At 64.3% G+C, this 1,287-nt stretch carries 1 pseudogene; it reads left to right on the top strand.

Annotated elements, in window-relative coordinates:
• Positions 1–80 precede the first annotated feature (80 nt).
• A pseudogene (locus AU187_RS25500) lies at positions 81–1,226 on the top strand (IS3 family transposase).
• Positions 1,227–1,287: the final 61 nt, after the last annotated feature.

Here is a 1,287-nt window from a genome sequence, read left to right as displayed (position 1 = left end):
TGGCGTGTTCCCAGTGAATGAGTCCAACCAGTTTTAGAGTCCTGTGGCCCGATGTCGGGCCAGAAGGGACGATGAAACACATGGCTGGTCGGAAGCGGAATTCCGCGGAGGACATCGTGCGTAAGCTGCGCCGTGCCGATGAGTTGGCTGCCGAGGGCAAGACCGGCGAGGAGATCGCTGCCGAGCTGCAGGTGTCGCCGGCGACGCTGTACAACTGGCGGCGCACCTACGGCGGCATGGACACCGACGCCGCCAAGGAACTCAAGGAGCTGCGCGAGCAGAACGCCCGCCTCAAACGGCTGCTGGCCGATGCTGAGCTGGAGAAGGATGCCCTGCGGGAGGTCGCCAAGGGAAAATTCTGAGCCCAGCTGCCAAGCGCCGCGCCGTGGACATGCTCAAGGAGACGCTGAGTATGTCGGAACGGTTGGCGTGCAAAGCCGTTGGGCTGGCCCGCTCCACCTACCGCCGCCTGCCGCTCGCGCAGACCCCGGGCCGATCCGGACGCCGAAATGAGGGTTTGGCTGCGCGCCTACGCCACCAAACACCCCTGCCATGGGTTCCGGCGCGCCTGGGCGGCGCTGCGTTACGACGAGCGCCGTGAGATCAACAAGAAGAAGATCCACCGGCTGTGGCGCGAAGAGGGCCTGCAGGTCAAGGTCGTCTCGCCGCGTAAGCGGGCCGGCGTCTCCTCGGTGCCGCCGGTCATCGCCGATGCGCCGAAGGTGGTGTGGGCGATCGACTTCCAGTTCGACTCCACCATCGACGGCAAAGCCATCAAGATCGCCTCGATGATCGACGAGCACACCCGCGAGTCGCTGCTGGACCTGGTGGAGCGCTCCATCACCGGCGATCGTCTGGTCGAGGAACTGAAGGAGGTATTCGCTGCCCACGGTGGCCCGCCGAAGGTGCTGCGTCTCGATAACGGACCGGAAATGGTTTCTCAAGCGCTGCAACGGTTCTGCGAGGACAAGACCGGGATGGTCTACATCCCGCCGGGCTGTCCGTGGGACAACGGCTACATCGAATCGTTCAACAACAGACTCAGGAAGGAGTGCCTCAACCGCAACTACTGGCACACCCTGTTCGAGGCCCGCGTGGTCATCGGCGACTTCAAGCACGAGCACAATCACCGACACCGCCACTCGGCCCTGGGCTACCGCACGCCGGCCGAGTACGCTGCCGCCTGCAGGTGCACCCACACCCCGGTGGTCTGCAGCATTAACTGAGAACGGATCAAACTAACCCCGACTCGAGAACCGGGTGGACTCAGTATCGGGGACTCGCCAG

The organism is Mycobacterium sp. IS-1556, assembly GCF_001499985.1.
Lineage (GTDB): Bacteria > Actinomycetota > Actinomycetes > Mycobacteriales > Mycobacteriaceae > Mycobacterium.
The sequence above is the reverse complement of the archived record's forward strand: the minus strand, read 5'-3'. Positions and strand labels throughout refer to the sequence as shown.